The following is a 25,324-nucleotide window of genomic DNA, read 5'->3' as shown; positions in this document are numbered from 1 at the left end:
GTCACCTACTTTGCATAATAAATCAATTGTTGCGATGACTCATCAATCATCACTTGTTGATTATATGCTAAATAGTCCAATTGTCCAACCGTTTCTGAAATAGTAAGTGGTAATTGTTCTTTATATAATACCGGAAATAGTTTTACACATACTTCAAATGCTGTCATTGGTTTTTCCTTTAATAACTCAAGCACTTTAAAAGCACGTGTTTCTTGCTTTTGTAATCTCGTTTCAATAAGTTGTTTCACATTTAGAACATCTTCCCCATGCCCTGATAAAATGCGTGAAATATTCATTTCGCTTAAACGCTGTAATGTTTGATTATATTGTAGTAATGGGCGTGCCCGCTCTGTTTGCCCTTCATATGGCGGTTCTAGTATTGGATTCGAAGAAATATGACTAATGAGAGCATCTCCACCAATTAATATTCCATCAGATTCTCTATATAAAGAAATATGAGTAGAAGCATGACCTGGTGTTTCAAGTACTGTAAATCCAGGCAAAGAATCAATACGATCTCCTTCTCTCACAGTATGCGTTAACGATCTATTACAAGAATATTTAAGTGTCCTCGTCGTCAATAACGACTCGTCTTTCAAAAATGCTGCTGGCACACCAAACTGTAAGGCCGTCTCTCTAAAAAATTCATGATACCGCTTTAAAAATTCTGGATTTTGTGTAATCCAAGGCTCATTCCAAGGATGTCCAATAATATTCGTCTTCTCAGAAAATATATTTAAAAGTCCACAATGATCTGCATGATGATGCGTAATGACTACTGTTTCAATATCTTCTATCGTATGTCCTAATGCACCTAATTGACTTTCTAACGCATTCCTTGCCTCTTCTGTATTCGTCCCTGTATCAATTAATGTTAATGTCTCCCCCTCAACTAAAAACACATTCACAGTTTCCACTGCAAATGGTACAGGAATCTCCATTCGGTGAATCGCCGTCATGCTTAGCCCCCCTGTCTCTTTCCGGTTCAAAAATGAATACTTCTTCAGTTTACAACTTCTATATATATTTGTCATTATTTTCAGATAAAAAGAGGTGTTTCCTATAAAAAAACGAATGTATGTACATTTATAAGAATTTCTAACCAAAATTAAAGGAGGAACATCATGTCTATTCAAAACATTTCCTTTCTCGGTGCAGGCTCTATTGCCGAAGCTATTATTAGTGGCTTGTTACATGCAAATGTCGTTAAAGGTGAACAAATTACTGTAAGTAATCGTTCTAACGAGACAAGATTACAAGAGCTACATAAAAAATACGGTGTCAAAGGTACTCATAATAAAAAAGAATTACTTACTGATGCAAATATTCTTTTTCTAGCAATGAAACCAAAGGATGTTGCAGAGGCGCTTACCCCTTTTAAAGAATACATAAATAATAACGTGCTTATTATTTCATTACTAGCAGGTGTTTCTACTGACTCAATTAGAAAACTACTTCAAAAAGACGTTCCAATTATTCGTGCAATGCCAAATACATCCGCAGCCATTTTAAAATCAGCTACCGCTATCTCCCCTTCAAAACATGCAACAGCGGAGCATATTCGCACTGCAACATCTTTATTTGAAACGATTGGTCTCGTCTCTGTTGTAGAGGAAGAAGATATGCATGCTGTCACTGCATTATCCGGAAGTGGACCTGCTTATATTTATTACGTAGTGGAAGCTATGGAAGAAGCTGCAAAAAAAATTGGTTTAAAAGAAGATGTTGCAAAATCACTTATTCTTCAAACGATGATTGGTGCTGCTGAAATGCTAAAAGCAAGTGACAAACACCCTTCTATTTTGAGAAAGGAAATTACTTCTCCTGGTGGAACTACCGAAGCAGGTATTGAAGTATTACAAGAACATAAATTTCAACAAGCACTTATTTCTTGTATTACACAGGCAACGAAACGATCACATAATCTTGGAAAAACATTAGAACAACTAACAAAAGAAAAATAGAAAAAGGAGCTCAAGTTTATTTGAGCTCCTTTTTCTATAATTACACTTAGTTATTGTTCTTCCCAAAAATCTCTTCTTGCAGGCGGCGACCAGTCGGCGTTGCTGCAAGTCCACCTTCTGCTGTTTCACGAAGTGCTACTGGCATCGTTTGTCCAATTCTAAACATTGCCTCAATTACTTCATCACATGGAATTGTACTCGTTACACCAGCTAATGCTAAATCTGCTGAAATCATCGCATTTGCAGCTCCTGCTGCATTACGTTTTACACAAGGTACTTCTACAAGTCCTGCAACAGGATCACACACTAAACCAAGCATGTTCTTTAATGAAATTGCCATCGCTGTAGCTGCTTGATCTTGTGTTCCACCAGCCATCTCAACTGCAGCTGCAGCCGCCATTCCACTTGCTGAACCAACTTCAGCTTGGCATCCTCCCGCTGCACCAGAAATACAAGCGTTATTCGCAACAACCATACCGAAAGCTCCTGCTGTAAATAAGAATTCAATCATTTCTTCACGTGTAGGCTGCAATTTTTCTCTTAGTGCAAATAGTACACCTGGCACTGTTCCAGCAGACCCTGCTGTTGGTGTTGCACAAATAATTCCCATCGCCGCGTTTACTTCATTTGTTGCAACAGCTTTGCTTACTGCGTCCAAAATCGTATCTCCTGATAAGCCTTTTCCGCTCTTCATATACGCTTGAACTTTTACAGCATCTCCACCAGTTAAACCAGTTGGTGATTTCACGCCGCGAATACCACGTTCTACTGCTTGCTCCATCACTACTAAGTTCTTTTCCATACCAGCAATTACTTCTTCACGTGAAATACTTCTTGTTTCCATTTCACATTGAATCATAATTTCTGCGATTTTTACATTTTGTTCTTTAGCTTGCGCCACTAGTTCCGCTGCGTTCCGAAACATGGTGTGTCCCCCCTGCAATTATTCCATAATAGTTACTTGACAAATATTTTGTTGCGCTTTTATTTCTTCAATTACTTCATCTGCTAATAATTCATCTGTTTCAATGACCATAAGTGCTCTTCTTCCTTTTTCTTTACGAGAAACACTCATTGTACTGATGTTAATCTCATGTTTCGCAAGGATTGAAGCTACCGCTGCAATAGCACCGAAGCGATCGTTATTTACAATAAGTAGTGCTGGGCTCGTGCCTGATAATTGAAGATCGAATCCGTTTAATTCTACAACTTCAATTTTACCGCCACCAATTGAGCAAGCAACAACTTCAATTTCATCTTCACCTTTATACAAACGAATTCTCGCTGTATTTGGGTGAGGTGCATTGGCATCTTCTTCAATGAATTCCACTTCAATTTCGCGCTCTTTTGCTATTTCTAGCGCCTCTGGAATACGTAAGTCATCTGTTTCAAATCCTAATATTCCACCGATTAGTGCTACATCCGTACCATGCCCTCGATACGTCTTTGCAAATGATCCATATAACGAAATGCTTACTCTTTCTGGTTCATGACGAAACAGCTGGCGAGCAACTTGCCCCATTCTTGCCGCGCCTGCTGTATGTGAACTTGATGGTCCAATCATAACTGGACCGATAATATCAAATACTGAGCGATACTTCATCATAACTCCCCCTAAACCTCTATGCAAAAATTTATTCTACTATTCTATTAACCTGCTACATCTGTCGCTTTTCCAGTTGTACCACGAATTTGTTCTGCTGTATGAATTGGATAATTTTTAAATAAAAGTAATCCAATATAACCTGAAATAATACCAGTTATAATAATACATAAGAATCTTAGCATTATTTTCATTAAAAAATGATATATAATCCACAATAAAGTCTGGTAGCAATCCAAAGTTTAACACAGAAGCCATTGCAAGGATAGCATAAACAAGCGATATCTTTCCTATTATAATTCTCATGTTACTCTCTCATGGTTTAGTCAACTTCACTTGTTACGATAATAACTAAAAAGCATGTGACTTATCATAAATTATAATCTGCCCTCATTATAGCTTGTTTTTTATAAAACGCTTACTTTTGTTGAATTTTAAAAGTTCTGAATAAAACTCCATTCCCGCTATTTGTATCACTTGTATGTCATCTGACTTATATAACAGTTTTTCTAAATAATCATTATTTCGTATTTTTATCGTATATATTCAAACCATTCTAATTTTCTGTATCATCCAAGTATAAGTATAAAATAATAACAGTTTTATTTTAAAATTTTTTTAGACATAAAAAAATGGCAACCCACCGTTACCATTTTTTACAAAATTATTATTTTTCTACTGGGAATGATTTCAAATCTGTCGCTATTTCTGTATTAGAAAACAACTCTCTTGCCTCTTTCAATAATTCCTTATATGTATCTCCTTGATAGCGAGAACTAATGTGAGTTAAGATTAATCGCTTCGCATTTGCCTGAAGTGCAATGCTCGCAGCTTGCTTAGATGTGGAATGAAAATAATCATGCGCTTGTTGCTCATCTTCTGCTGCGAAAGTCGCTTCATGGACAAGTACATCTGCATCTTGCGCAAGCTCCCTACTCGCTTCGCAATATCGCGTATCACCTAAGATAGTAATAATTCTTCCTTTTTGAGGTGGGCCGATAAACTCATTTCCATTTAATATCGTGCCATCCTCTAATTCAACTACTTCTCCATCCTTTAAACGTTTAAAGATTGGACCTGGTTTCACACCCATCTCAAGCAACTTATCAACTAAAAGAGCACCTTGTATATCTTTCTCTACAATACGATATCCAAAACATTCTATACCGTGTGACAATCTTTTCGTTTCTACATAAAATTCATTATCTTCAAATACGGTACCTTCTTCTGTTATCTCCACAACTTCAAGTGGATATTTCACATGTGTCGTACTTACCGATAATGCCACTTCAATAAATTGTTTAATTCCTTTCGGTCCATACACCGTTAAAGGCGTAGTTCCTCCTTGAAATGAACGGCTACCTAATAAACCAGGCAATCCAAAAATATGATCGCCATGTAAATGCGTAATAAATATTTTTTCAATGCGGCGCGGACGTACAGATGTATGTAATATTTGATGTTGCGTGGCCTCGCCACAATCAAATAACCAAGTTTGTCCTCGTTCTTCTAACAATTGTAAAGCAATTGCTGAAACGTTCCTTCCTTTTGAAGGAACACCTGCACCAGTTCCTAAAAATACAAATTCCACTTTCTTTCCTCCAGCTCTAAATATACTCTATCTCTCATCTTACGGAATGTTATTTCAAATGGCAAATTGAATTTACATAACCAATCATCTAGACAACTATATAACACGAACGTTATACTTAAAAAATTTAGCAATCGTTCGTGTTTTGTGTTAAAATGATTATACTACATTTTAAGGGAGCGTTTTATTATGAAAGAAGTATTTCGTTTACAAACTGATTTTTCATCTTCATTTGATCGCTGGGTAAGTTCTTTCGTGTCTGATCACCCAGCACAATTAGAATGGACAACTTTAAAGGAATTAATCCATGAATATACAACATCACATACAAATGATACGTTACCAGCATATATTTCTTCAGCTTTAACATATTACGCCCAACGCGTTTCAACTACAAACAGTTCAGAGATTGTTATTTTTGAAAACCCTACAATCTCGTAATCTATAATAAAAAGCACTGGTTACAGTGCTTTTTTATTTATACTTATTTAGCAAATGATTATATTCCGTCCAAAAGTCGGTATACATACTTCGCTCAAACTCATTTAAAATTATCTTTTCACTTGATTTATTGAATAATTCTTTTGCTTGTAGCGCAAAAGAAACAATTTGTTTTCTATATTCATTTTCATTTACTTCTATATGAAGCCCTTCATAGTATATAGCCTTTTGATCAGTAGAAATAACTTTGACAAAATCCTTTAAAACCACATTTTCACCTATATGGTTTATAGTCCAATGAATTGAAATTGGGCATCCTAACATGAGCATAGTGCCACATCCGTGCAAAATAAGCCCCTCTTCATTTTCAATATCACAAATATATTCTTTATCTAAAGTTCGTAACAGAGCTAAAGCTGATTCACTTATTCCCCATTCCTCATCCATACCTGTTTGTGTAATAATCGTTCCATCCACATTTAAATAAATTTCCCCGTGAGAACATAAATCTTCCTGCTCATTAAACAACCACTTTTGATTTTCAATATTTATAATAAAATTTTGTGGTCCCATTACAAATTCCCCTTTTATAAAAATATTTATTTTTCATATTATTTATAATCAATATCATACATTTCATCCCACATATCTATTATAAATCCGTTTAATATTTTAAAAACACAGATAAAAAAGATATTGACACTACAATTTTACAGTGCTAACATTCAACATGTAATTAAATATGGTCTCTGTTAGGTGAGGCTCCTGTATAGAGAAACGCTGCTGCCCAAAAATGTCGAGAGACGCCAATGGGTCAACAGGAAAGGTCGGAATGAAGGCCTTTTTTAATGTAGCTGGTTTCAGTACCTATGCTATACAGTGCTAAAACTCAACGAGGGAGAGGTGCATGTATTTTGTCATACACAAAAACTGTTTTTATTTATGTCTACTAACAGTCTTTCTTGTGGACTCTTTTAACTGCGAATTCAGACCTTTACTCGTTTTGAGTAAAGGTCTTTTTACGTCTATATGCACCTTACTATGAAACAAACATAGCATATTCAGAAACTACTAAATTGTACGGAGGTGAGGAACAGTTGGCAATTGATGATTCGGCCCAGATACCCATACGTTTTACATTCATATTTCATCATGTAGGTAGGAAAGAAACTGTTCCTCACCATTTCAAATAGTTAGGTAACAGATTGTTTCCTCCTTCATGACAGAGGAGGAACTACCGATGTTTAATTTACAAAGACAAGAAACAAAGCATGCTTATGAGCAAGATAGCATGAAAACAAATAACGAATTATTAGTGGAGGTTGCAACACAAGATGTAAGCTCTGCGTTAAAACTTTTAGAAACAACACAAGATGGATTATCTAAACAAGAAGCGTCTCGTAGACTTTGTTTATATGGTCCGAACGAAATAGCTCATAATAAAATGGCGCCGTGGTACATTCAATTTCTGCTGGCATTTAAAAATCCATTTATTTTCGTTTTATTAGCTCTTGGAGCACTCTCCTTTTTCACGGATGATATGCAAGGAACAATTGTCGTATCTGCAATGGTACTACTTAGTGCAACAATTCGGTTTTCCCAAGAATTTCGTTCTCAAAAAGCTGCCGATAAGTTAAAAGCTATGGTTCGAACAACTGCAAGCGTATTTAGAATAAATGGATTTGTACATGAAACAAAAAATGTAACGAATTTAAATCAAAATTACACAACAGAAATTCCAATTGAGGAACTTGTACCTGGCGATATCATTTCCCTTTCAGCCGGTGATATCATTCCAGCTGATGTGCGTATTGTATCCGCTAAAGATTTATTTGTTAATCAATCTTCTTTAACAGGGGAAGCACTTCCTGTAGAAAAATACGAACACTGCTACCATACAGAAAATAAGCATATCTTACCGACAAACATGAAAAAAAATTACAATCCACTCGATATGGAAAACCTTTGTTTCATGGGAACAAATATTGTAAGTGGTAGCGCAAAAGCTGTTGTTATCTCAACAAGTACCGATACGTATTTCGGCTCTTTAGCCAATAAGGTAATTGGAAAGCGTGTAGAAACAAGCTTTGATAAAGGTGTAAACAAAGTAAGCTGGCTCTTAATTACATTCATGCTTATTATGGCACCTATTGTCCTTCTCATTAATGGATTCACAAAAGGTGATTGGCAAGAAGCTTTCTTCTTCGCTATTGCCATCGCTGTTGGCCTTACACCTGAAATGTTACCAATGATTGTAACTGCTAATTTAGCTAAAGGTGCCGTTAAAATGTCTAAACAAAAAGTAATTGTAAAACAGCTAAATTCTATTCAAAACTTAGGTGCTATGAACATTCTTTGTACAGATAAAACCGGAACTTTAACAGAAGATAAAGTTGTCCTTGTTCGTCACTTAGATCCCAAGGGAAATGAATGCAATCGCGTCTTGCAATTTGCCTATTTAAATAGTTTCTATCAAACTGGATTGAAAAATTTAATAGATAAAGCTGTTATTAAGCATACAGAGGAAAACAATACATTTAATCCATCTGCTTTTCAAAAGCTAGATGAAATTCCATTCGATTTCGCCCGCCGGCGTATGTCAGTCATCGTAAAGGATATTTCAGGTGAACATACAATGGTTTGTAAAGGTGCCGTAGAAGAAATTTTATCAATTTGTAACTACACTGAAGTGGATGAAAAAATCGTTCCACTTACCGAGGAAATACGTTCAAATGTCAAAAAACTAAGTGAGACACTAAATAGTGAAGGTATGCGGGTTATTGCTGTGGCTTATAAAAAAGATAGAAGAATAAATGATACAGAGTACGCAGTAAAAGACGAAACTGATATGATTCTCGCTGGATATATCGGCTTTTTAGATCCACCGAAACCATCTGCAGCAGCTGCAATTCAAGCATTACAAAAACATGGTGTACAAGTGAAAATTTTAACTGGCGATAACGAAATTGTTACAAGAAAGGTTTGTAAAGAAGTTGGATTAGATATCTGCGAACCAATCCTCGGTTACGAGATTGATTCTTTACCAGATAAAGCATTAGCAAAACTTGCCGAAGAAACGACTGTATTTGCGAAGCTTAATCCCATACAAAAATCTCGTATTATACACGCATTACAAGGAAATGGATACACTGTAGGTTACATGGGAGACGGCATTAACGATGCTGTAGCATTACGTGAAGCTGATGTCGGAATATCTGTTGATACTGCTACTGATATTGCGAAAGAAGCTTCCGATATTATTCTACTCGAAAAAAGTTTAACTATATTAGAAGCAGGGATTTTAGAAGGACGTACTACATTCGGAAATATTTTAAAATATATTAAGATGACAGCTAGCTCTAACTTCGGTAATGTGTTTAGCGTGTTAGTAGCAAGTGCTTTCATTCCTTTTTTACCGATGCTTGCCATTCATCTTTTAATTCAAAACTTACTTTATGATATTTCACAACTTTCTATTCCATGGGACAAAATGGATAAAGAGTTTCTAGAAAAACCACGAAAATGGGATACTGCAAACTTACGAAACTTCATTATTTGTATCGGCCCAATTAGTTCTATATTTGATATTATCACATACGTAGTCATGTGGAATGTATTTGGTGCAAATACACCGAGCGAGCAATCATTATTCCAGTCCGGTTGGTTTGTCGTTGGATTGTTAACACAAACTTTAATTGTTCACATGATAAGAACACAAAAGATTCCATTTATTCAAAGCACTGCATCAACACCAGTCGTTTTATTAACCGCTCTTATTATGGCAATCGGGATTTATATTCCATTCTCACCACTTGGTGCAGCCGTTGGTTTACAAGCATTGCCACTTAACTATTTCCCTTGGTTAGTAGGAATACTATTAGGCTACGCTTTTTTAACACAATTCCTGAAAAAGCTTTATATTAAAAAGTTTCATAGCTGGTTGTAAAAATAAGAATGAGTGGGTATCCCCCGCTCATTCTAAAAAACATAACACATATTATATATGGAGGTGACCATGATGGTATGGTACGACATTGTATTCAGGTTAGTTATAGCAATTATTGTAGGAGCTTGCATTGGAATGGAAAGACAATGGAGACACCGAATGGCTGGGTTACGGACAAATGCTCTCGTATCACTTGGTGCCTGTATAATAGGAAAGGTGTCATGATTTTACTACTTCATGACACCTTCTACATAAACTTATTTTCTAACTTTTGTTGAAACGACTTCTCTTGCTTACGTAGTAGTTGACTACCTCGTTGTAAAATCGGTGTTCCATACTTATCGTTAATTTGATCAATGACAGCAAGTAGTGGTTCTTTTTTCGCATCCTCTTCAAATGAAAATAAATCTAATTGTTTCACCGATTCTGTCTTCCACTCTATTTCAGTAGCTGTAACACCTAGTAAACGAACGGAATCACCATCCCAATGTTGCTTCCATAAACGGGATGCTGCTTGAAAAATATCGCGTTCTTCCCAAATTGCATTTTTCAATTGCTTACTCCGTGTTACTGTTCGCCTATCATGGTATTTAATCATAATTTGAATATTATAGCTGACAAGGGTTCGCTTTTGTAATCTTTTACTCACTGATTTTGATAACCGTTCTAACATATCAAGTAATTTTTTCTCTTCATCCATATCCTTTGAAAAAGTCATCGAGTTACCGACACTTTTATGTTGGCCCATTTGACTCGGATCCACTTCCCTATCATCCGTACCTTTTGCACGCTTTTGTAAATCAATACCGTGCTTGCCAATTTTAGCGCGAATGATATGCTCGTCTCCCTTCGCTAACTGTTCAATTGTATGTATATGAATTTCATTTAATTTTTCAGCTGTTTTTTCTCCAATCCCATGCATTGCTTCAACTGAAAGTGGCCAAATCATTTCTGGAACATCACGTTTTCGAAGTACGGTAATACCGAGAGGTTTTTTCATATCAGAAGCTGTTTTTGCTAGGAAAAGATTTGGAGCGATTCCGATACTACACGGAAGCTGCAACTCTGTTAATAGTGCTTGTTGAATCATCTTTGCTATTTCAAGAGGCGAACCAAGTGCGTAGCAATCTGTAATATCTAAATATCCTTCATCTATTGAGACTGGTTGTATCTTTTCTGTAAAACGAGAAAGGACTTGAAACATTTGAAATGAAGCTTCGCGATATAATGTGAAATTAGGACGCCTTACAATTAATTGCGGGCATAACCTTTTCGCTTCCCAAAGGGGCATTGTCGTACGTATTCCGTATTCTCTCGCCTCATAACTACATGTTATAATAATTCCTTTTCTCTCTTTTTCATTTCCAGCAACCGCTAATGGCTTTCCTTGTAATGATGGATCATGAGCAATTTCAACAGATGCGAAAAAGCAATTCATATCTACATGTAAAATAACACGACCATTTTTCGGATACATTTCTCGCATAGTACTCACTCCCTAATCAGAACGTTCGTTCTTTTATTATATCAAATTTTGCACAATAGTTATAATAATTACTTGTTCTTTTTTATAATCGATATAAATCGAAACTTTAATCGACTCTCACTAATCGGACTTTTACGGGCAGCAGGGCCCCCACCTAACTTCTTTACTTTCGCTGAATTTTGAGGTAGGGGTCTTACTGTCCGGCAAATAGCGGGATAAACTCAACTATACATTCCTTGTAGTTATATTAATCATTGCAATTAATTATTTACTACTTCCGATTTTCAATATGAATACGTTAGGGTTATTCCCTCGTCTAGTACATGTAGCAACAACGTATATACTTCCATAGTTTTTCTTATATTCGCTTATACGTCTTGTCAAAGCAATCGAATCAAAATAAAAAGCGTGTAAATCATAATTGATTTACACGCTTTTTCTATTCCATTACTTCGCTACTTCTTCAATAATTGCAACAACTAATTCTGCTGTTTTTGCTAATTCTTCAACAGGAATCTTCTCGTTTGTTGTATGAATTTCTTCATAACCAACCGCTAAGTTAACTGTTGGGATACCATGTCCTGCAATTACGTTTGCATCACTTCCGCCACCACTTTGGTGAAGAGAAGGTGTACGACCAATTTTTTCAGCTGCACGTTTTGCAACTTCTACAACGTGATCGCCATCAGCAAATTTAAATCCTGGGTACATAACGTTTACTTCAACGTCTGCATGACCGCCCATTTCTTTTGCAGTTGTTTCAAATGCTTCTTTCATTTTCGCAACTTGTGCTTCCATTTTCTCATTAATTAAAGAACGAGCTTCTGCAAAGATTTGTACATGATCGCAAACGATATTCGTTTGTGTACCACCTTCAAAACGTCCAATATTTGCAGTCGTTTCAGAGTCAATGCGACCAAGTGGCATCTTCGCAATTGCTTTCGCTGCGATAGTAATTGCAGATACACCTTTCTCCGGCGCTACACCAGCGTGAGCTGTTTTCCCGCGAATAATTGCGTTCACTTTCGCTTGTGTTGGAGCTGCAACAACGATTTCACCAACTTTTCCATCGCTATCTAATGCGTAGCCATATTTCGCTGTAATACGCTCACGGTCTAATGCTTTTGCACCAACAAGACCTGATTCTTCTCCGACTGTAATAATAAATTCTATTTTACCATGAGGGATATTTTTCTCTTTTAAAACACGGATTGCTTCGAACATTGATGCTAATCCAGCTTTATCATCCGCACCTAAAATTGTTGTACCATCTGATACGATATATCCATCTTTAATAGAAGGCTTAATTCCATTACCAGGAACTACTGTATCCATATGAGAAGTAAAGTAAATTGTATCAACACCATCTTTTGTTGCTGGTAAAGTACAAATTAAGTTACCTGCACCATGACCAGTTACAGCCATTGTGTCATCTTCAAATACTTCTACACCTAAATCTGTAAATTTCTTCGTTAATACTTTGCAGATTTCTGCTTCAAATTTCGTTTCAGAATCTACTTGTACTAATTCCATAAATTCATTTACTAAACGTTCTTGATTAATCATAAGACTGCGCCTCCTGCACTACCATTATGTATGTAACACTATTAATTATAACAGAATTTCGCAAAAGTTTCGAAATACAAGACAAAAAACAGATGGTTTACATGTCTAGATAACCATCTGCTTTCTATTACTCATTTAACAATACCCAGCGCATATGATCTTCCCACACGCCATTTACCATTAACATCTTCCTAGACACGCCTTCATATTGAAAACCTATCTTCGTTACTACTTGTATAGATGCTAAATTACGAGGCATAATCGGAGCTTCTATACGATGTAACTGAAATTCCCCAAAAGCAACTTGAATTGCTTTTCTAAGCGCTTCTGTCGTATACCCTTTGTTTAACTCTGCTTTATCTAATTTATAACTGAGTACACAAGATTGATAAATGCCACGAACGATTAAATTAAATGAAATACACCCAATTATTTTCGTATCATCACCCTTTTTAAAAATCCATAGTCTGATGATTTTCCCTTCTTCGAACTCTTTTCTATCCTTTTGCAACTTTTTCTTTTGATAATCTAGCGTAAAAAAATCATCCGGTCTATACTCTTCCCAAGCTTTTAAAAATTCACGATTTCTGTCGTAATATTGAAGAACTGTTTCAGCATACGACTCATCAATTTCCCTTAAGTATAAACGATCTGTTTCGTATATTTTCATCATCGTATCTCCATTCTTCAGCTTGCCCAACTAAAAATTAACAATATACCCTTTTACTATATTCTCTATACACACTCAAATTTCCTGTTATATTTTGCAATCCCCTCCCGAATTTTGTCCTCACTCTCCCCTTGTCCATAATTTCATTTCTCGTTACAATGAAATTGTACTGATTTGCAAGGAGGTATAACGATGCATAAAAAAGCTCAAAAAGTTATGGTTTATGTGATGCTGATTTCTATGCTTGTAACAACATTACTTGCTGGCGCGAGTATGTTTTGGTAAAAAGGGCGATGTGTTCGTCCTTTTTTTACTTTTTACACATGACAAAATAAACCATCTCGACATCGAGATGGTTTATTTTATATAAAACACAATCGCTACAATACTAAAGGAAAATGACATTACAAGTGCTATTACAAAACTTGTATATTGTTTCTGCTGAAATGCTCCAATAACAAAAGTTAGATTAAGTAATGCCATACATACAATCGCTACAAGATAAGAACATATATTAAAAGTTGCCAATATGAATGTAATAACAAATAGAAATCCCATAAAAAACTGCATATACGAAAGTTTTGGATTCAAGTACATATGAGCAACCCCTTTATCTAATTTTATCTTTCTATATTCTCATTAACGCACGGTTATGTACACATGTCAAGACAACTTATTATAATAGAAAAAGCCAACCTTTTCGTTGGCTTTTTCATATGCAACGGCTCCTTTTTCTTTTGCCAATTGCTGAAATGATTTTTTCGATTTCACAATCCATACTTTCGTTCCAATTGGAATGCGATCAAACAAATATTCCACATCGTTTTTCTTCATTCTTATACACCCTTGTGAAATATACTTTCCAATTGAACTCGGTTGGTTTGTTCCATGTATTCCATATTTACTTCCATCAGTTCCTCTTGCATTAAATCCAATCCACCTTGACCCAAGTGGATTTTTTGGCGACCCACCTGGAATATCCTTCGCAATATAATACGGATCCTTCGCTTTCATTACAACATCAAAAGTTCCTTCTGGAGTTAATTCATTCGTTTTCCCTGTCGCTACTGGAAAAACCTTTTGAATCTTTCCATCGTCAATGTAAGCTAATTTATTCGTTGCTTTATTTACAATAATAAAAGGATCTCCGGCACGTGGATTATCCCCAAGAGGCCAAATCGGCGATAAAGAAAGACATAATATGATAGAGAGAAGATACGGCATAGATAATTCCTACCTTCTATATAAGTTCTTTTATATTATCCTTTCCCTTAAAGCGACTTTTAATGAGTAAATATTGTTCCATTTCATACACAAGTTGAACAAGTTTCGCACGTATCTCAAATTCTTCGCGTGTAGCTGGTAATGGCATGTCTCTAAATAATTCCCTCATTTCTTGAAGCTGCCTTAAGGAAATAACGCCAGTACTCTCAGGGCTAATAGCATTACCAATGTTTTCAACAACATCTGCAATCATGTCAGCTTGTTCATATGTCCATGATAAAGAAGCTGCTAGTGGTATCATTCGCTCTAAAATTTCGAATTGTTGCATACGCATATTAAAATAACGATAGTAATAATCATCTTCTCGCATAAATGCATTCTCAAGTTTTTTAAACGATAAATCTCTTGCTTCATTTAACATATTCTCGGTTTCAATGAGTTCTGCCCCACTCCAACTACTTTCTCGATTTCGTAAATACACAACCATTTCAAACAAAATCGTTTTAAAATTGCTCTCTATTTTATCCTGATACTCTTTTAGCTTATTTTCACTACTCGGCATATACATATTTACTAATAACGCCACGCTAATCCCTATCGTTAATATAGCAATTTCATTTCCAACTATAAGCCATGTAATTTGCTTCAATGAATATAGATGCATAACAATAACTGAACTCGTGACAATGCCTTCTTGAATTTTAAGCATTACTGCAGTCGGAATAAATGTAAGTAACAATATGCTAATTGCAAGTGGTGTATAGCCGATCGTTTCAAAAATACAAAACGCGAATACCATTGATAATACACAAGCTAGAAAACGATGTAACGACACTTGAAGCGATTTGCGCTTCGTATTTTGTACACATAAAATAACTAAAATACCTGCTGAACTATAAAATTCCAACCCTAATAACTGAGCAATAAAAACTGCCGCGCCTGTCCCTATTGCTGTTTTTACTGTACGGTATCCAATTTTAAACATATCATTACTCCTATATGTATAAACGTATTTACAGCTAGTATAAAAAAAGGATGACACAATGTCATCCTTTTCTACTTATTATTCACATAACCTTTTCATATTACAATATTTTTTGTAAAAATTGTTGCGCACGTTCACTTTTCGGTGCTGCAAAAAATTCTTCTGGCGCACTATCTTCTACAAGCTTTCCTCCGTCCAAGAAAAGAACACGATCTGCCACTTCTTTTGCAAAGCCCATTTCATGTGTAACGATAGCCATCGTCATTCCTGTCGTAACTAACGATTTCATAACTTCTAACACTTCTTTCACCATCTCTGGATCTAGCGCCGATGTCGGTTCATCAAATAACATAACTTCGGGTTCCATTGCTAACGCTCTTGCAATTGCTACACGTTGCTTTTGTCCTCCCGAAAGACGATTTGGATACGTATCTTTTTTATCTACTAGTCCAACCTTTTCTAAAAGTTTCTCAGCTTTCTTTTCAGCTTCTTGCTTCGTTACCCCTTTTACATTGGTAGGAGCATACGTAATATTTTCTAATACAGTCATATGAGGAAATAAGTGAAAATGTTGAAATACCATACCGACATTTTCACGAACATGCATAACATTCGTTTTCGGATTCGTTACTTCTTCCGTTCCAATCCAAATGTGACCATCCGTTGGTGCTTCTAACATATTCATACAACGTAAAAATGTTGATTTTCCTGATCCAGAAGGTCCTATAATTGCAACTACTTCCCCTTTTTCAATCGTTGTTGTAATTCCTTTTAATACTTCGTTTTTACCAAATGATTTATGAAGGTTTTCAATTTTAATCACTTTTCTTCATTCTCCCTTCAATTGCCTTCCCGACTAATGTAAGAATAATGACTAACATATAATAAATCAGTCCAACAAAAAGTAATGGTTCAAGATATTTAAATGTCTCACCGCCTACGATGTAAGCACGACGCATTAAATCAGTCGCGCCTATTACTGTTACTACAGCCGATTCTTTCGTAAGTGTCGCAAATTCGTTCACAAGCGCTGGTAATATATTTTTTAATGCTTGAGGGAAAATAATATTTCTCATCATTTTTCCGTATGGTACCCCTAAAGCCATTGCTGCTTCTGTTTGTCCTTTATCAACCGCTTGAATACCAGCACGAATTACTTCTGACATGTATGCACCTGAATTCAAGCTAAATGCAAGTACAGCAGCTAAGAATGCTGGTATTTCATAACCAATTATTTGCGGGACACCGAAATAAATAATCATTAATTGCAATACAAGGGGTGTACCACGAAAAATTGATGTATAAAAATCTGCTGCTATATTTAATGCTCGTATTCTAGCAATTTTACAAAGTGCTAATAGCGTTCCTAAAATAAATCCTGCTAGAGCTGATACTGCTACAATTTTCAAAGTAACTTCTAAACCTTTTAATATATATGGTATCGAAGGCGTAATCGCCGAAAAATCTAAGTTCATTCTTTTCATTCCCCTCACAGAAAAGTGAAAGGCAGCTTATTTTCCGCTGCCAAACCATTTCTTCACTAATTTATCCATTTCTCCATTTTCTTGCATTTTTTTAATTACTTTATTAAATTCAGCTGTTTTATCACTGTTTTTCGGAAGGGCAATTGCTGCTCCAACTTCTTCTGGCGCTTCTTTAATTTCAATTCCTTGTAAATCTTTCATTTTCTCTAAATAATTTTTAGCAACTGTATCTTCTATAATTGCAGCGTCAAAACGACCAGCTTTAATTTCTTGTACGATTTCTGGTATACGGTCACGTCCCTCAACTTGGAAATCTACTTGTTTTTTAAATTCTGCTGCTTTCTCTTCTTGGATAGATCCTGTTTGTACCCCTACTTTTTTCCCTTTTAAATCCTCTACAGATTTAATGTTAGAATCCTTTTTAGAAACGACCATATTTTTCGCAACAAAATAAATATCTGTAAAATCAACATTATTTTTACGCTCTGCAGTTGGCGTCATGCCTGCCATTACGAAATCAACTTTTCCTGAACTAAGAGATGCTAATAAACCACCAAAATCCATATCTTTCACTTTCACTTCATACCCAAGTTCTTTTCCGATATATTTAGCAACATCAACATCAAAGCCGATAATTTCATCACTTTTTGAAGCTTCTACGTATTCATATGGTTTATAATCTGCTGAAGTTCCCATTACGAGTACTTTCTTATTTCCTTTTGTTTCTTTCGATTCCCCATTACTACAAGCGCTGAACATACTTAAAATTAAAATAAGTGCAAACGATATTGATACTAACTTCTTCATCTTTCTTCCCCCTAATAATGTATATTTAAAAGTTTAATAGAATATTTATTCGATGTCTGTATTGTATCAGCACTTTTATTTTTATGCAATATATAAAATAAAAATAAATAACAAAACAATATAAATGCTGTTTATTATGTATAAAAAAATGCATAAAACAACACAACTATGCATATCTCAGAAATTTTAATAATAAATAAAAAAGGCGGCACATCCACTTGATTGTGGACGTGCCGCCTTTTCTCTTATTTTTTATAGTTCTTCACAATTCTCTTCGAAATATGATTGTAGTTTGGCAATAACTTGCATCGGTTCATGACCTTCAATTTCATGACGCTCTACCATCGTTACAATTTTTCCATCTTTTAATAAAGCAAATGATGGAGAAGAAGGTGGGTACCCTTCGAAATATTCACGCGCTCTTGCTGTCGCTTCTTTATCTTGACCTGCAAACACCGTTACAAGGTGGTTAGGACGTTTATCATAATGTACGGAATGCGCAGCAGCAGGACGAGCAATACCACCTGCACAACCACATACAGAGTTTACCATTACAAGTGTTGTTCCATTTCTTTTAAACGCTTCTTCTACCGCTTCTGGCGTCGTCAATTCTGTATATCCAGCAGAGACAATCTCTTCACGCGCTTGGCGGACAACATCATTCATAAAAAAGTTAAAATTAATCACTCTTTTCCCTCCTCTAAAACTACCTATTTGTATCTTACCAGTTAATGTTTATGAAATACAAGTAAGTTTACTTGTATTTAAGTATAGAAAAGGTGTTAGAGCTCTTGCTCTAACACCTTTTCTTTAATGACCACGATGTTTTTGCTTTGCTTTTAATACTTTAATTAAACGTCTTCTTTCTTTTTCAGCTTCTCGCTTCTCTTTAGACTGCACTTTCTTTTCTTGCTTATGCAATTCATAAGATAAACTAATCGCCTCTTGCGCCTTAGTAAAACGTTTAACATTTGTTTCTTTTGCTGCTTGTCGTATGATACGCTTTATGTTTTTAGGACGCTGTTTTTCTTTAACTTCTACACCACATTTTGCAAAGTGCTGAAAATGCTCTAAAATTGAACCATTCACAAACATAAGCACTTCTTCATCTGACGGTTCCGCTCCAAAAATATACCTCGCTCCATACAATTTCCCTTTTTCTTTGCATGTAATGATTCCAACAAAAAATTGGCCATCGTGATATACTGTCAAATCCATTGACAGCCCCTCCTTTAAAAGATTAGAAATACGGGACATCCCGGAGGGGAAGGTTACTGACATGAAATCATGCGTCTGGACTACCAACCAGAACTGTGTTTTTGTATTTCTTTCACTATGATTATATCTTTTTTTCCATAATCTTCATATATTCAGCAATCATTTTTTTATGCGATCCTACAATATAGTCAGGTAGTTCTGTTACTGAAAAGAATTTAAGCTGAACTGCTTCTTCTTTATTCATAACAAAATCCCCTTCGTATTCACCCGTATAATAGGCGGTTGTTACAGATTGAAATTCATCACCGTTTGCTAATTTTGTAAAGTAGTTCGCTCCAGAAAATACATTGATTAGTCGCAAGTTCTTCACTTTTATTCCTGTCTCTTCATATACTTCACGATAAGCTGTTTCTTCTGGTGATTCACTAAGCTCCATTAGCCCACCAGGTAGCCCCCATTTTCCGTACGGCTCTGTCCGCTGCTGCAATAAAACATATCCATTTTCATTTATAACGAGTACAACAGCACCAACTAAAATTAAAGGGCGATGACCAACTATTTTTCGTAATTCTTCTACATATCCCACCGTATCGCCTCCTTTTTCGTTGTCCACACTATTGTATCATATGTACGAAACGACAAAATGCGTATATTTTTCATTTTTTTAACAAAATATTTATTTTATGTGATTCATCTACTGTAGCTAACATAATAGATTCGACTTCTGTACTCTCCTCTAGAAATTTTCTCGCCCACGCTTCTGTTTTTCCTAATAATGCAAGAACATCTTTCTGTATCCTCCCAACCTTTACTAATACAAAAGAAACTGGAGATTTTTTTCCCGCCACTTTAAGATCAAGCCGCGAAACTGCTTCATATTCTGGATACCGAAATATAGAAACGACACCGTTCGCTTCCCATAATGCTAATTTAATCGTTTGAATATCGCTCACATTTCGCATACGAAGTTCCGAAAACAAATATTCCACGGTAATTCTCGCCTTTTTCAAATTGCTAAAATCAATGGAACCATTATGTATAAGAATGATAGGTGCTGGCTCTAAAAAACGTCTCCATCTATCCCATTTCAGCATTAAAACTGAGCTTATAATATGAAGTACAACGAGTATGAACGTTGTAATCATCGAGCCCAGTAACCCTACTTTTTCATCAGACAATGCATTAGAAATATTCCCACCAAGCAATAACACTAATACAACATCTAAAAAACGAAGTTGTGCGATAGACCTTTGTCCCATCGCTTTCGCAACTAATATTAAAAATATGTATGCTATAATAGCCCGAATAACCCATTCACTACTAGAAAGATGCCGTGCTCCTTCAAAAATATGCATATGCATCACTTTGCACTCCTTACCCGTCTCAAACTGCTAACCTGTTTTAGTTTGCAACGTTTATGAGCATATATGTAAAAAAGCTGGTTCGTTTAAAAACGAACCAGCTTTTTTTACTTAACTGAAAACATATATTTTTTATAAGTTTTCCGTACCGATAGTATGAGCCCCATCATAATCATATTCGAGAATAAGGAACTTCCCCCATACGATAAGAAAGGTAATGCAATACCTTTTACAGGCATTAATCCAACGATCATACCGATGTTTTGGAATATTTGAACTGTTAATATACCGATCGATCCAGCGCATAATAATGTACCAAATAAATTATCAGCGGAATAACCAATAATAATTGTTCGATATAGTAGTAATAGGAACAAGAAGACAACTAAGGCTGCTACGATAAATCCACCTTCTTCGGCAATTGTAGCGAAAATAAAGTCAGTATGCTTCTCTGGGATATAGACGCTTCCTCCCCCAAACCCTTTACCTTCCATTCCTCCACTACCTACAGCTAAAATCGATTGTTGCGTTTGATAACCTTGATCTGCATTTTCAAATGGATTTAACCAACCTACAATACGCGACTGTTGGTGAGGTTTTAGTAAAGTAACTAAATTATTATAGAAAAAATCTTGATACTTAAAGAAAATAAATATTAAAGCAGATAATATGGTCAACGGAATAACTGTACATAATGCTATCAATTTCTTTTGAATACCTGACATAAATAAAATACATGCAATAGCAGCAGCATATAAGAACACCATACCTGTATCAGGTTGACTATATACAACCGCCATAGGTGGAAGTGACACTAGCATAATTTTACCTACTAGCTTTAAATCTGTTTGGAATGTCCTTGCCATATACTGTGCATTATGTTTTACTGCTATACTCGCTACTACAAGTAGCAATGCAATTTTGAAAAACTCAGACGGCTGAATTTGTCCAAATACTGGGAAAACAAACCATCTTTTTGCACCTAATTTTTCAGGTGTAAAACCTGATGGTGGTAATACTTTCAAAAGAATAAGTGAAGCAAACCCAGCAATATAAAGCGGCCAAGATAATTTTTGTAACTGATCTAAATCAATGCTTGCAACAAGAAGTAACAATACAACCCCAATTATGTAGTTAACACCTTGTTTCATAGCAAAGTTTGCAGCTCCATACTGTCCCGTTTGCTGACTGCTATATATAGCAGCTATACTCGTCACACATAGTGCACACAAAATTAAAATTAATTTTACATCTAAACTTTTTAGAAACTCGGTACTTCTTTTCATGACATCCTCCTGAAACATTGTTACGGCAAAAATAAAAAACCAGGAGTCAACATTCTTCATGTTTTGACGACTGATTACACATTATCTATAAAACACTTATATAGAATAACTCTCTTTTTCATACAATACAATATATTATACTACAGTTTCATCAGTAAGATTTGCCAAAAAAATTATTCTTTTCTTATTTTATATCCATATACCATATATCAGCAATGTATTTTCGTAAATTCCTAATACATAATCATTTATTGTAAGATTACTGGGAAAGGTATTTATACATATAGTAGGATGTAGATGAAGAAATAAGATAATAAAAAGCTCGCATAAGCGAGCTTTTTATTAATATACAGATGTATTATTTTCTGACATGTTTTCTAAAATTTCTTTAACACGCCCTAAGAACTTACCACAAATTAAACCATCAAGTACTCGGTGATCAAGTGATAAACATAAGTTAACCATGTCACGAGCACCGAACATACCATTATCCATAATTACTGGGCGCTTTACAATTGATTCAACTTGTAAAATAGCCGCTTGTGGGTAATTAATAATACCCATAGATTGAACAGAACCGAATGATCCTGTGTTATTAATTGTAAATGTTCCACCTTGCATTTCGTCTGCTTTTAACGATTTCGTACGTACTTTTCCTGCAAGTTCCGTAATTTCACGAGCGATACCTTTAATTGTTTTCTCGTCCGCTTGCTTAATTACTGGTACAAATAGTTCTTCCTCTGTTGCAACAGCGATAGAAAGGTTAATATCTTTCTTCTGAACAATTTTATCGCCAGCCCACATTGAATTAATTTGAGGATACTCTTTTAATGCTTGTGCTACTGCTTTTACGAAGAAAGCAAAGAATGTTAAGTTAAAGCCTTCACGCTTCTTGAAGTCACCTTTAATTGAGTTACGGTATGACACAAGGTTTGTCACATCTACTTCAATCATCATCCAAGCATGTGGTGCTTCATGTTTACTACGTAACATGTTTGCTGCGATTGCTTTACGCACACCTGTTACTGGAATTTCGATATCTCCAGGCATTGTAGGTACAGAAACTGGTTTCGCAGCTTCTACTTTTTGCGCTACTGGTGCTGCTTTTGGTGCTTCTGGGCGAGCTTCTACTACTGCCGCTACAGCTTCCTCTTTCTTCGCCGCACCTGCTTGCGGAATATTTCCAGATTCCACTAGCTTTAAAATATCTTTACGAGTGATACGGCCGTTTGCTCCCGTACCTTCTACTAGATCTAAATCAACGTTATGCTCACCCGCAAGTTTTAACACAGCTGGTGAAAAACGTGGTTTTCCATCAGTTGGTTGTTTTACTTTCGGTGCTTTTTCAGACGTAGCTACTTCTGCCTTTGGTTCTTCTTTCGTTTTTTCCTCAACAGCTGTTGCTGCTACTTCATCTGCGCCTTCTACTTGAATCACACAAACTACTTCACCTACAGCTAACGTATCACCTTCACCAGCGATTAACTCTTTTACAATCCCCGTGAAAGAAGATGGTACTTCAGCATTTACTTTATCAGTCATTACTTCTGCAAGCGGATCATACTTGTTTACGTGATCGCCAACATTAACGAGCCATTTACTAATTGTGCCCTCTGTAACGCTCTCCCCGAGCTGAGGCATTGTAATATTTTCTACAGCCATGTATAGTCCCCCCGATTAAAATTCCGCAAGTTCACGCATTGCTTTTTCAACTTTATCTGGATTTACCATAAAGAATTTTTCCATTGTTGGTGCATATGGCATTGCTGGAACGTCTGGACCTGCAAGACGTGCGATTGGCGCATCTAAATCAAATAGACAGTTTTCAGCAATAATTGCTGCCACTTCACTCATAATGCTTCCTTCTTTATTGTCTTCTGTTACAAGAAGAACTTTACCTGTTTTAGAAGCTGCTTCAATGATTGCTTCTTTATCTAATGGATATACAGTACGTAAATCAAGAATGTGTGCAGAGATGCCATCTTGTGCTAACTTTTCAGCCGCTTGAAGAGCAAAATGAACACATAATCCGTACGTGATAACTGTAATATCATCACCTTCACGTTTTACATCTGCTTTTCCGATTGGTAATACGTAGTCATCCTCCGGCACTTCACCTTTAATTAAACGATATGCACGTTTATGTTCGAAGAATAATACTGGATCTTCATCACGAATGGCTGCTTTTAATAAGCCTTTTGCATCATATGGTGTAGAAGGGATAACGATTTTTAAACCTGGTTGGTTTGCAAACATCGCTTCTACAGATTGTGAATGATACAATGCACCGTGAACACCCCCGCCAAATGGTGCACGAATTGTAACTGGACAAGTCCAATCATTATTAGAACGATAGCGAATTTTTGCTGCCTCAGAAACAATTTGGTTTACTGCTGGCATGATGAAATCAGCAAACTGCATTTCAGCGATTGGACGCATACCATACATTGCCGCACCAATTGCTACCCCAGCAATTGCAGATTCTGCAAGCGGTGCATCAAGCGCACGATCTTCACCAAATTGATCATACAAACCGTGTGTCGCTTTAAACACGCCACCTTTTTTACCAACATCTTCTCCTAAAACGAATACTTTCTCATCGCGTTCCATTTCTTCGCGCATTGCTAATGTAATAGCATCAATATAAGACATTACAGCCATGAAACGTTCCCCCCTATTCTGCGTATACGTGCTTCAATGCATCTTCAGGTGCTGCATACGGAGCATTTTCTGCATATTCTGTTGCTTCATTTACGATATGCATAATTTCGTCTAACATTTGTTTTTCCGATTCCTCAGTTAATACACCAGCTTCTTTTAAATAAGCCGCGAATGTTATAATTGAATCTTTTTTCTTTGCTTCTTCTACTTCTTCTTTATCACGATAAACACGATCATCATCGTCACTAGAATGTGCTGTTAAACGATATGATACTGTTTCAATTAAAGTTGGGCCTTCACCACGACGACCGCGATCTGCTGCTTCTTTTACAGCTTTATATACTGCAAGCGGATCGTTTCCGTCTATTGTATATCCAGGCATACCATAACCAATTGCACGATCTGATACGTTTTTACATGCTAATTGTTTTTCAACTGGAATAGAGATTGCATATTTGTTATTTTCACACATAAAAATAACAGGTAGTTTGTGTACACCAGCAAAGTTTGCCCCTTCATGGAAGTCACCTTGGTTTGAAGAACCTTCTCCAAATGTAACGAACGTTACTAAATCTTTCTTCTCCATTTTTCCAGCTAATGCAATACCAACTGCATGTGGTACTTGCGTTGTTACTGGAGATGAACCTGTAACAATACGATTTTTCTTTTGACCGAAGTGACCAGGCATTTGACGACCACCAGAGTTTGGATCTCCAGCTTTCGCGAAAGCAGACAACATAAGCTCTTTAGCTGTCATACCAAATGCTAGTACAACACCCATATCACGGTAGTATGGTAATGCATAATCTTTCTCTCTATCAAGAGCGAACGCCGCTCCAACTTGTGCAGCCTCTTGTCCTTGACAAGAAATTACGAATGGAATTTTACCAGCACGGTTTAATAACCACATACGTTCGTCGATTTTACGTGCAAGTAACATCGTACGGAACATTTCTAATACTTGCTCATCACTTAAGCCAAGCTCTTCATGGCGCTTTTCTTTTACTTCTGCCATTTTTCATAACCTCCTA

At 36.0% G+C, this 25,324-nt stretch carries 27 protein-coding genes, 1 pseudogene and 1 riboswitch; of the genes and pseudogenes, 5 read left to right on the top strand and 23 right to left on the bottom strand.

The window, feature by feature from the left end; genetic code table 11:
- Positions 1-5 precede the first annotated feature (5 nt).
- A complete protein-coding gene (locus tag ACS2QP_RS01330; RefSeq protein ID WP_000125119.1) occupies positions 6-959 on the bottom strand; it encodes an MBL fold metallo-hydrolase in 954 nt (317 codons plus the stop codon).
- A gap of 165 nt (positions 960-1,124) precedes the next feature.
- On the opposite strand from ACS2QP_RS01330, the gene proI reads away from it, so the two are divergent.
- Complete coding sequence (gene proI / locus ACS2QP_RS01325; RefSeq protein WP_000027283.1) at positions 1,125-1,964, top strand: pyrroline-5-carboxylate reductase ProI; 840 nt, start codon at positions 1,125-1,127, stop codon at positions 1,962-1,964.
- Positions 1,965-2,010: 46 nt separating this feature from the next.
- Here proI and sdaAA read toward each other — a convergent pair whose 3' ends face one another.
- The 4 genes from sdaAA to rnz all read right to left on the bottom strand — a co-directional run bounded on the left by sdaAA (position 2,011) and on the right by rnz (position 5,158).
- On the bottom strand, positions 2,011-2,889 hold the full coding sequence (sdaAA, locus tag ACS2QP_RS01320; protein WP_000489461.1) for an L-serine ammonia-lyase, iron-sulfur-dependent, subunit alpha: 879 nt from the start codon (positions 2,887-2,889) through the stop codon (positions 2,011-2,013).
- A gap of 18 nt (positions 2,890-2,907) precedes the next feature.
- Complete coding sequence (gene sdaAB / locus ACS2QP_RS01315; protein WP_000877445.1) at positions 2,908-3,567, bottom strand: L-serine ammonia-lyase, iron-sulfur-dependent subunit beta; 660 nt, start codon at positions 3,565-3,567, stop codon at positions 2,908-2,910.
- A 47-nt stretch (positions 3,568-3,614) separates the two neighbouring features.
- Positions 3,615-3,761 (bottom strand): hypothetical protein, encoded by a 147-nt coding sequence (locus ACS2QP_RS01310; protein WP_000699983.1) that lies wholly within the window; start codon positions 3,759-3,761, stop codon positions 3,615-3,617.
- Positions 3,762-4,234: 473 nt separating this feature from the next.
- Positions 4,235-5,158, bottom strand: coding sequence for a ribonuclease Z (gene rnz, locus ACS2QP_RS01305; RefSeq protein WP_000397454.1), 924 nt, complete (start codon positions 5,156-5,158; stop codon positions 4,235-4,237).
- A 189-nt stretch (positions 5,159-5,347) separates the two neighbouring features.
- Between rnz and ACS2QP_RS01300 the strand changes: the two genes are divergently transcribed.
- Positions 5,348-5,599, top strand: a complete 252-nt coding sequence (locus tag ACS2QP_RS01300) for a DUF3932 family protein (protein ID WP_000665709.1) — start codon at positions 5,348-5,350, stop codon at positions 5,597-5,599.
- Positions 5,600-5,632: 33 nt separating this feature from the next.
- Here ACS2QP_RS01300 and ACS2QP_RS01295 read toward each other — a convergent pair whose 3' ends face one another.
- A complete protein-coding gene (locus tag ACS2QP_RS01295; protein ID WP_332284727.1) occupies positions 5,633-6,172 on the bottom strand; it encodes a hypothetical protein in 540 nt (179 codons plus the stop codon).
- 168 nt (positions 6,173-6,340) lie between these two features.
- A riboswitch (M-box (ykoK) riboswitch) is annotated at positions 6,341-6,508 on the top strand.
- Between the two features lie 331 nt (positions 6,509-6,839).
- Between ACS2QP_RS01295 and mgtA the strand changes: the two genes are divergently transcribed.
- Together mgtA and ACS2QP_RS01285 are read left to right on the top strand one after the other, a co-directional pair.
- The gene (mgtA, locus tag ACS2QP_RS01290; protein ID WP_332284729.1) at positions 6,840-9,545 is read left to right on the top strand and encodes a magnesium-translocating P-type ATPase; all 2,706 of its coding nucleotides are present in this window, start codon (positions 6,840-6,842) and stop codon (positions 9,543-9,545) included.
- A 72-nt stretch (positions 9,546-9,617) separates the two neighbouring features.
- Positions 9,618-9,752, top strand: a pseudogene (locus ACS2QP_RS01285) (MgtC/SapB family protein); the annotation flags it as partial.
- Positions 9,753-9,792: 40 nt separating this feature from the next.
- Here the strand turns inward: ACS2QP_RS01285 and ACS2QP_RS01280 are convergent.
- From ACS2QP_RS01280 to ACS2QP_RS01270, 3 genes are all read right to left on the bottom strand, one after another.
- Positions 9,793-11,031 (bottom strand): DNA polymerase IV, encoded by a 1,239-nt coding sequence (locus tag ACS2QP_RS01280; protein WP_326263172.1) that lies wholly within the window; start codon positions 11,029-11,031, stop codon positions 9,793-9,795.
- A 447-nt stretch (positions 11,032-11,478) separates the two neighbouring features.
- Entirely contained in the window at positions 11,479-12,597 is a 1,119-nt protein-coding gene (locus ACS2QP_RS01275) for a tripeptidase T (RefSeq protein WP_000609803.1), read from the bottom strand.
- Positions 12,598-12,724: 127 nt separating this feature from the next.
- Positions 12,725-13,270: a GNAT family N-acetyltransferase gene (locus ACS2QP_RS01270; protein WP_001987197.1), complete on the bottom strand. Its 546-nt coding sequence runs from the start codon at positions 13,268-13,270 to the stop codon at positions 12,725-12,727.
- Positions 13,271-13,459: 189 nt separating this feature from the next.
- Here ACS2QP_RS01270 and prli42 point away from each other — a divergent pair, with 189 nt between their 5' ends.
- A complete protein-coding gene (gene prli42, locus ACS2QP_RS01265) occupies positions 13,460-13,552 on the top strand; it encodes a stressosome-associated protein Prli42 (protein WP_000549040.1) in 93 nt (30 codons plus the stop codon).
- A gap of 72 nt (positions 13,553-13,624) precedes the next feature.
- Here prli42 and ACS2QP_RS01260 read toward each other — a convergent pair whose 3' ends face one another.
- From ACS2QP_RS01260 to bfmBAA, 14 genes are all read right to left on the bottom strand, one after another.
- Positions 13,625-13,864, bottom strand: coding sequence for a DUF3894 domain-containing protein (locus tag ACS2QP_RS01260; RefSeq protein WP_000281167.1), 240 nt, complete (start codon positions 13,862-13,864; stop codon positions 13,625-13,627).
- Positions 13,865-13,930: 66 nt separating this feature from the next.
- Positions 13,931-14,491: a L,D-transpeptidase gene (locus ACS2QP_RS01255; RefSeq protein WP_001146566.1), complete on the bottom strand. Its 561-nt coding sequence runs from the start codon at positions 14,489-14,491 to the stop codon at positions 13,931-13,933.
- A gap of 16 nt (positions 14,492-14,507) precedes the next feature.
- Positions 14,508-15,476, bottom strand: a complete 969-nt coding sequence (locus ACS2QP_RS01250) for an aromatic acid exporter family protein (protein ID WP_000472671.1) — start codon at positions 15,474-15,476, stop codon at positions 14,508-14,510.
- Positions 15,477-15,576: 100 nt separating this feature from the next.
- Positions 15,577-16,299, bottom strand: coding sequence for an amino acid ABC transporter ATP-binding protein (locus tag ACS2QP_RS01245; RefSeq protein WP_000590206.1), 723 nt, complete (start codon positions 16,297-16,299; stop codon positions 15,577-15,579).
- Positions 16,292-16,951, bottom strand: a complete 660-nt coding sequence (locus ACS2QP_RS01240; RefSeq protein WP_001046916.1) for an amino acid ABC transporter permease — start codon at positions 16,949-16,951, stop codon at positions 16,292-16,294. Before ACS2QP_RS01240 ends, ACS2QP_RS01245 begins: the two co-directional genes overlap by 8 nt.
- Positions 16,952-16,987: 36 nt before the next feature.
- Entirely contained in the window at positions 16,988-17,767 is a 780-nt protein-coding gene (locus ACS2QP_RS01235; protein WP_063537404.1) for a transporter substrate-binding domain-containing protein, read from the bottom strand.
- 252 nt (positions 17,768-18,019) lie between these two features.
- Positions 18,020-18,433 (bottom strand): BrxA/BrxB family bacilliredoxin, encoded by a 414-nt coding sequence (locus tag ACS2QP_RS01230; RefSeq protein ID WP_001979317.1) that lies wholly within the window; start codon positions 18,431-18,433, stop codon positions 18,020-18,022.
- Positions 18,434-18,577: 144 nt separating this feature from the next.
- Positions 18,578-18,985 carry a YjdF family protein gene (locus ACS2QP_RS01225; protein WP_153580650.1) on the bottom strand — a complete coding sequence of 136 codons (408 nt, stop codon included), beginning with the start codon at positions 18,983-18,985 and terminating at the stop codon, positions 18,578-18,580.
- A gap of 121 nt (positions 18,986-19,106) precedes the next feature.
- Complete coding sequence (locus tag ACS2QP_RS01220; RefSeq protein WP_326263171.1) at positions 19,107-19,571, bottom strand: NUDIX hydrolase; 465 nt, start codon at positions 19,569-19,571, stop codon at positions 19,107-19,109.
- 70 nt (positions 19,572-19,641) lie between these two features.
- Complete coding sequence (locus ACS2QP_RS01215; RefSeq protein WP_326263170.1) at positions 19,642-20,346, bottom strand: DUF421 domain-containing protein; 705 nt, start codon at positions 20,344-20,346, stop codon at positions 19,642-19,644.
- A 107-nt stretch (positions 20,347-20,453) separates the two neighbouring features.
- Positions 20,454-21,632, bottom strand: a complete 1,179-nt coding sequence (locus ACS2QP_RS01210; RefSeq protein WP_000831181.1) for an FtsW/RodA/SpoVE family cell cycle protein — start codon at positions 21,630-21,632, stop codon at positions 20,454-20,456.
- 342 nt (positions 21,633-21,974) lie between these two features.
- Entirely contained in the window at positions 21,975-23,294 is a 1,320-nt protein-coding gene (locus ACS2QP_RS01205) for a dihydrolipoamide acetyltransferase family protein (RefSeq protein WP_000257660.1), read from the bottom strand.
- Positions 23,295-23,309: 15 nt separating this feature from the next.
- The gene (gene bfmBAB / locus ACS2QP_RS01200) at positions 23,310-24,293 is read right to left on the bottom strand and encodes a 3-methyl-2-oxobutanoate dehydrogenase subunit beta (protein WP_000290071.1); all 984 of its coding nucleotides are present in this window, start codon (positions 24,291-24,293) and stop codon (positions 23,310-23,312) included.
- Between the two features lie 13 nt (positions 24,294-24,306).
- The gene (bfmBAA, locus tag ACS2QP_RS01195; RefSeq protein ID WP_000852551.1) at positions 24,307-25,308 is read right to left on the bottom strand and encodes a 3-methyl-2-oxobutanoate dehydrogenase subunit alpha; all 1,002 of its coding nucleotides are present in this window, start codon (positions 25,306-25,308) and stop codon (positions 24,307-24,309) included.
- Positions 25,309-25,324 lie beyond the last annotated feature (16 nt).

This window comes from Bacillus cereus group sp. Bce019 (genome assembly GCF_051781745.1).
GTDB classification, from domain to species: Bacteria; Bacillota; Bacilli; order Bacillales; family Bacillaceae_G; genus Bacillus_A; species Bacillus_A cereus.
The sequence above is the reverse complement of the archived record's forward strand: the minus strand, read 5'-3'. Positions and strand labels throughout refer to the sequence as shown.

Excerpts from the sequence above, each read along its gene's own strand:
- ACS2QP_RS01330 (WP_000125119.1), bottom strand. The coding sequence starts at position 959 with ATGACGGCGATTCACCGAATGGAGATTCCTGTACCATTTGCAGTGGAA.
- proI (WP_000027283.1), top strand. The coding sequence starts at position 1,125 with ATGTCTATTCAAAACATTTCCTTTCTCGGTGCAGGCTCTATTGCCGAA.
- sdaAA (WP_000489461.1), bottom strand. The coding sequence starts at position 2,889 with ATGTTTCGGAACGCAGCGGAACTAGTGGCGCAAGCTAAAGAACAAAAT.
- sdaAB (WP_000877445.1), bottom strand. The coding sequence starts at position 3,567 with ATGAAGTATCGCTCAGTATTTGATATTATCGGTCCAGTTATGATTGGA.
- ACS2QP_RS01310 (WP_000699983.1), bottom strand. The coding sequence starts at position 3,761 with ATGAAAATAATGCTAAGATTCTTATGTATTATTATAACTGGTATTATT.
- ACS2QP_RS01300 (WP_000665709.1), top strand. The coding sequence starts at position 5,348 with ATGAAAGAAGTATTTCGTTTACAAACTGATTTTTCATCTTCATTTGAT.
- ACS2QP_RS01295 (WP_332284727.1), bottom strand. The coding sequence starts at position 6,172 with ATGGGACCACAAAATTTTATTATAAATATTGAAAATCAAAAGTGGTTG.
- mgtA (WP_332284729.1), top strand. The coding sequence starts at position 6,840 with ATGTTTAATTTACAAAGACAAGAAACAAAGCATGCTTATGAGCAAGAT.
- ACS2QP_RS01280 (WP_326263172.1), bottom strand. The coding sequence starts at position 11,031 with ATGCGAGAAATGTATCCGAAAAATGGTCGTGTTATTTTACATGTAGAT.
- ACS2QP_RS01275 (WP_000609803.1), bottom strand. The coding sequence starts at position 12,597 with ATGATTAATCAAGAACGTTTAGTAAATGAATTTATGGAATTAGTACAA.
- ACS2QP_RS01270 (WP_001987197.1), bottom strand. The coding sequence starts at position 13,270 with ATGATGAAAATATACGAAACAGATCGTTTATACTTAAGGGAAATTGAT.
- prli42 (WP_000549040.1), top strand. The coding sequence starts at position 13,460 with ATGCATAAAAAAGCTCAAAAAGTTATGGTTTATGTGATGCTGATTTCT.
- ACS2QP_RS01260 (WP_000281167.1), bottom strand. The coding sequence starts at position 13,864 with ATGTACTTGAATCCAAAACTTTCGTATATGCAGTTTTTTATGGGATTT.
- ACS2QP_RS01255 (WP_001146566.1), bottom strand. The coding sequence starts at position 14,491 with ATGCCGTATCTTCTCTCTATCATATTATGTCTTTCTTTATCGCCGATT.
- ACS2QP_RS01250 (WP_000472671.1), bottom strand. The coding sequence starts at position 15,476 with ATGTTTAAAATTGGATACCGTACAGTAAAAACAGCAATAGGGACAGGC.
- ACS2QP_RS01240 (WP_001046916.1), bottom strand. The coding sequence starts at position 16,951 with ATGAACTTAGATTTTTCGGCGATTACGCCTTCGATACCATATATATTA.
- ACS2QP_RS01235 (WP_063537404.1), bottom strand. The coding sequence starts at position 17,767 with ATGAAGAAGTTAGTATCAATATCGTTTGCACTTATTTTAATTTTAAGT.
- ACS2QP_RS01230 (WP_001979317.1), bottom strand. The coding sequence starts at position 18,433 with ATGAATGATGTTGTCCGCCAAGCGCGTGAAGAGATTGTCTCTGCTGGA.
- ACS2QP_RS01225 (WP_153580650.1), bottom strand. The coding sequence starts at position 18,985 with ATGGATTTGACAGTATATCACGATGGCCAATTTTTTGTTGGAATCATT.
- ACS2QP_RS01215 (WP_326263170.1), bottom strand. The coding sequence starts at position 20,346 with ATGCATATGCATATTTTTGAAGGAGCACGGCATCTTTCTAGTAGTGAA.
- ACS2QP_RS01210 (WP_000831181.1), bottom strand. The coding sequence starts at position 21,632 with ATGAAAAGAAGTACCGAGTTTCTAAAAAGTTTAGATGTAAAATTAATT.
- ACS2QP_RS01205 (WP_000257660.1), bottom strand. The coding sequence starts at position 23,294 with ATGGCTGTAGAAAATATTACAATGCCTCAGCTCGGGGAGAGCGTTACA.
- bfmBAB (WP_000290071.1), bottom strand. The coding sequence starts at position 24,293 with ATGGCTGTAATGTCTTATATTGATGCTATTACATTAGCAATGCGCGAA.
- bfmBAA (WP_000852551.1), bottom strand. The coding sequence starts at position 25,308 with ATGGCAGAAGTAAAAGAAAAGCGCCATGAAGAGCTTGGCTTAAGTGAT.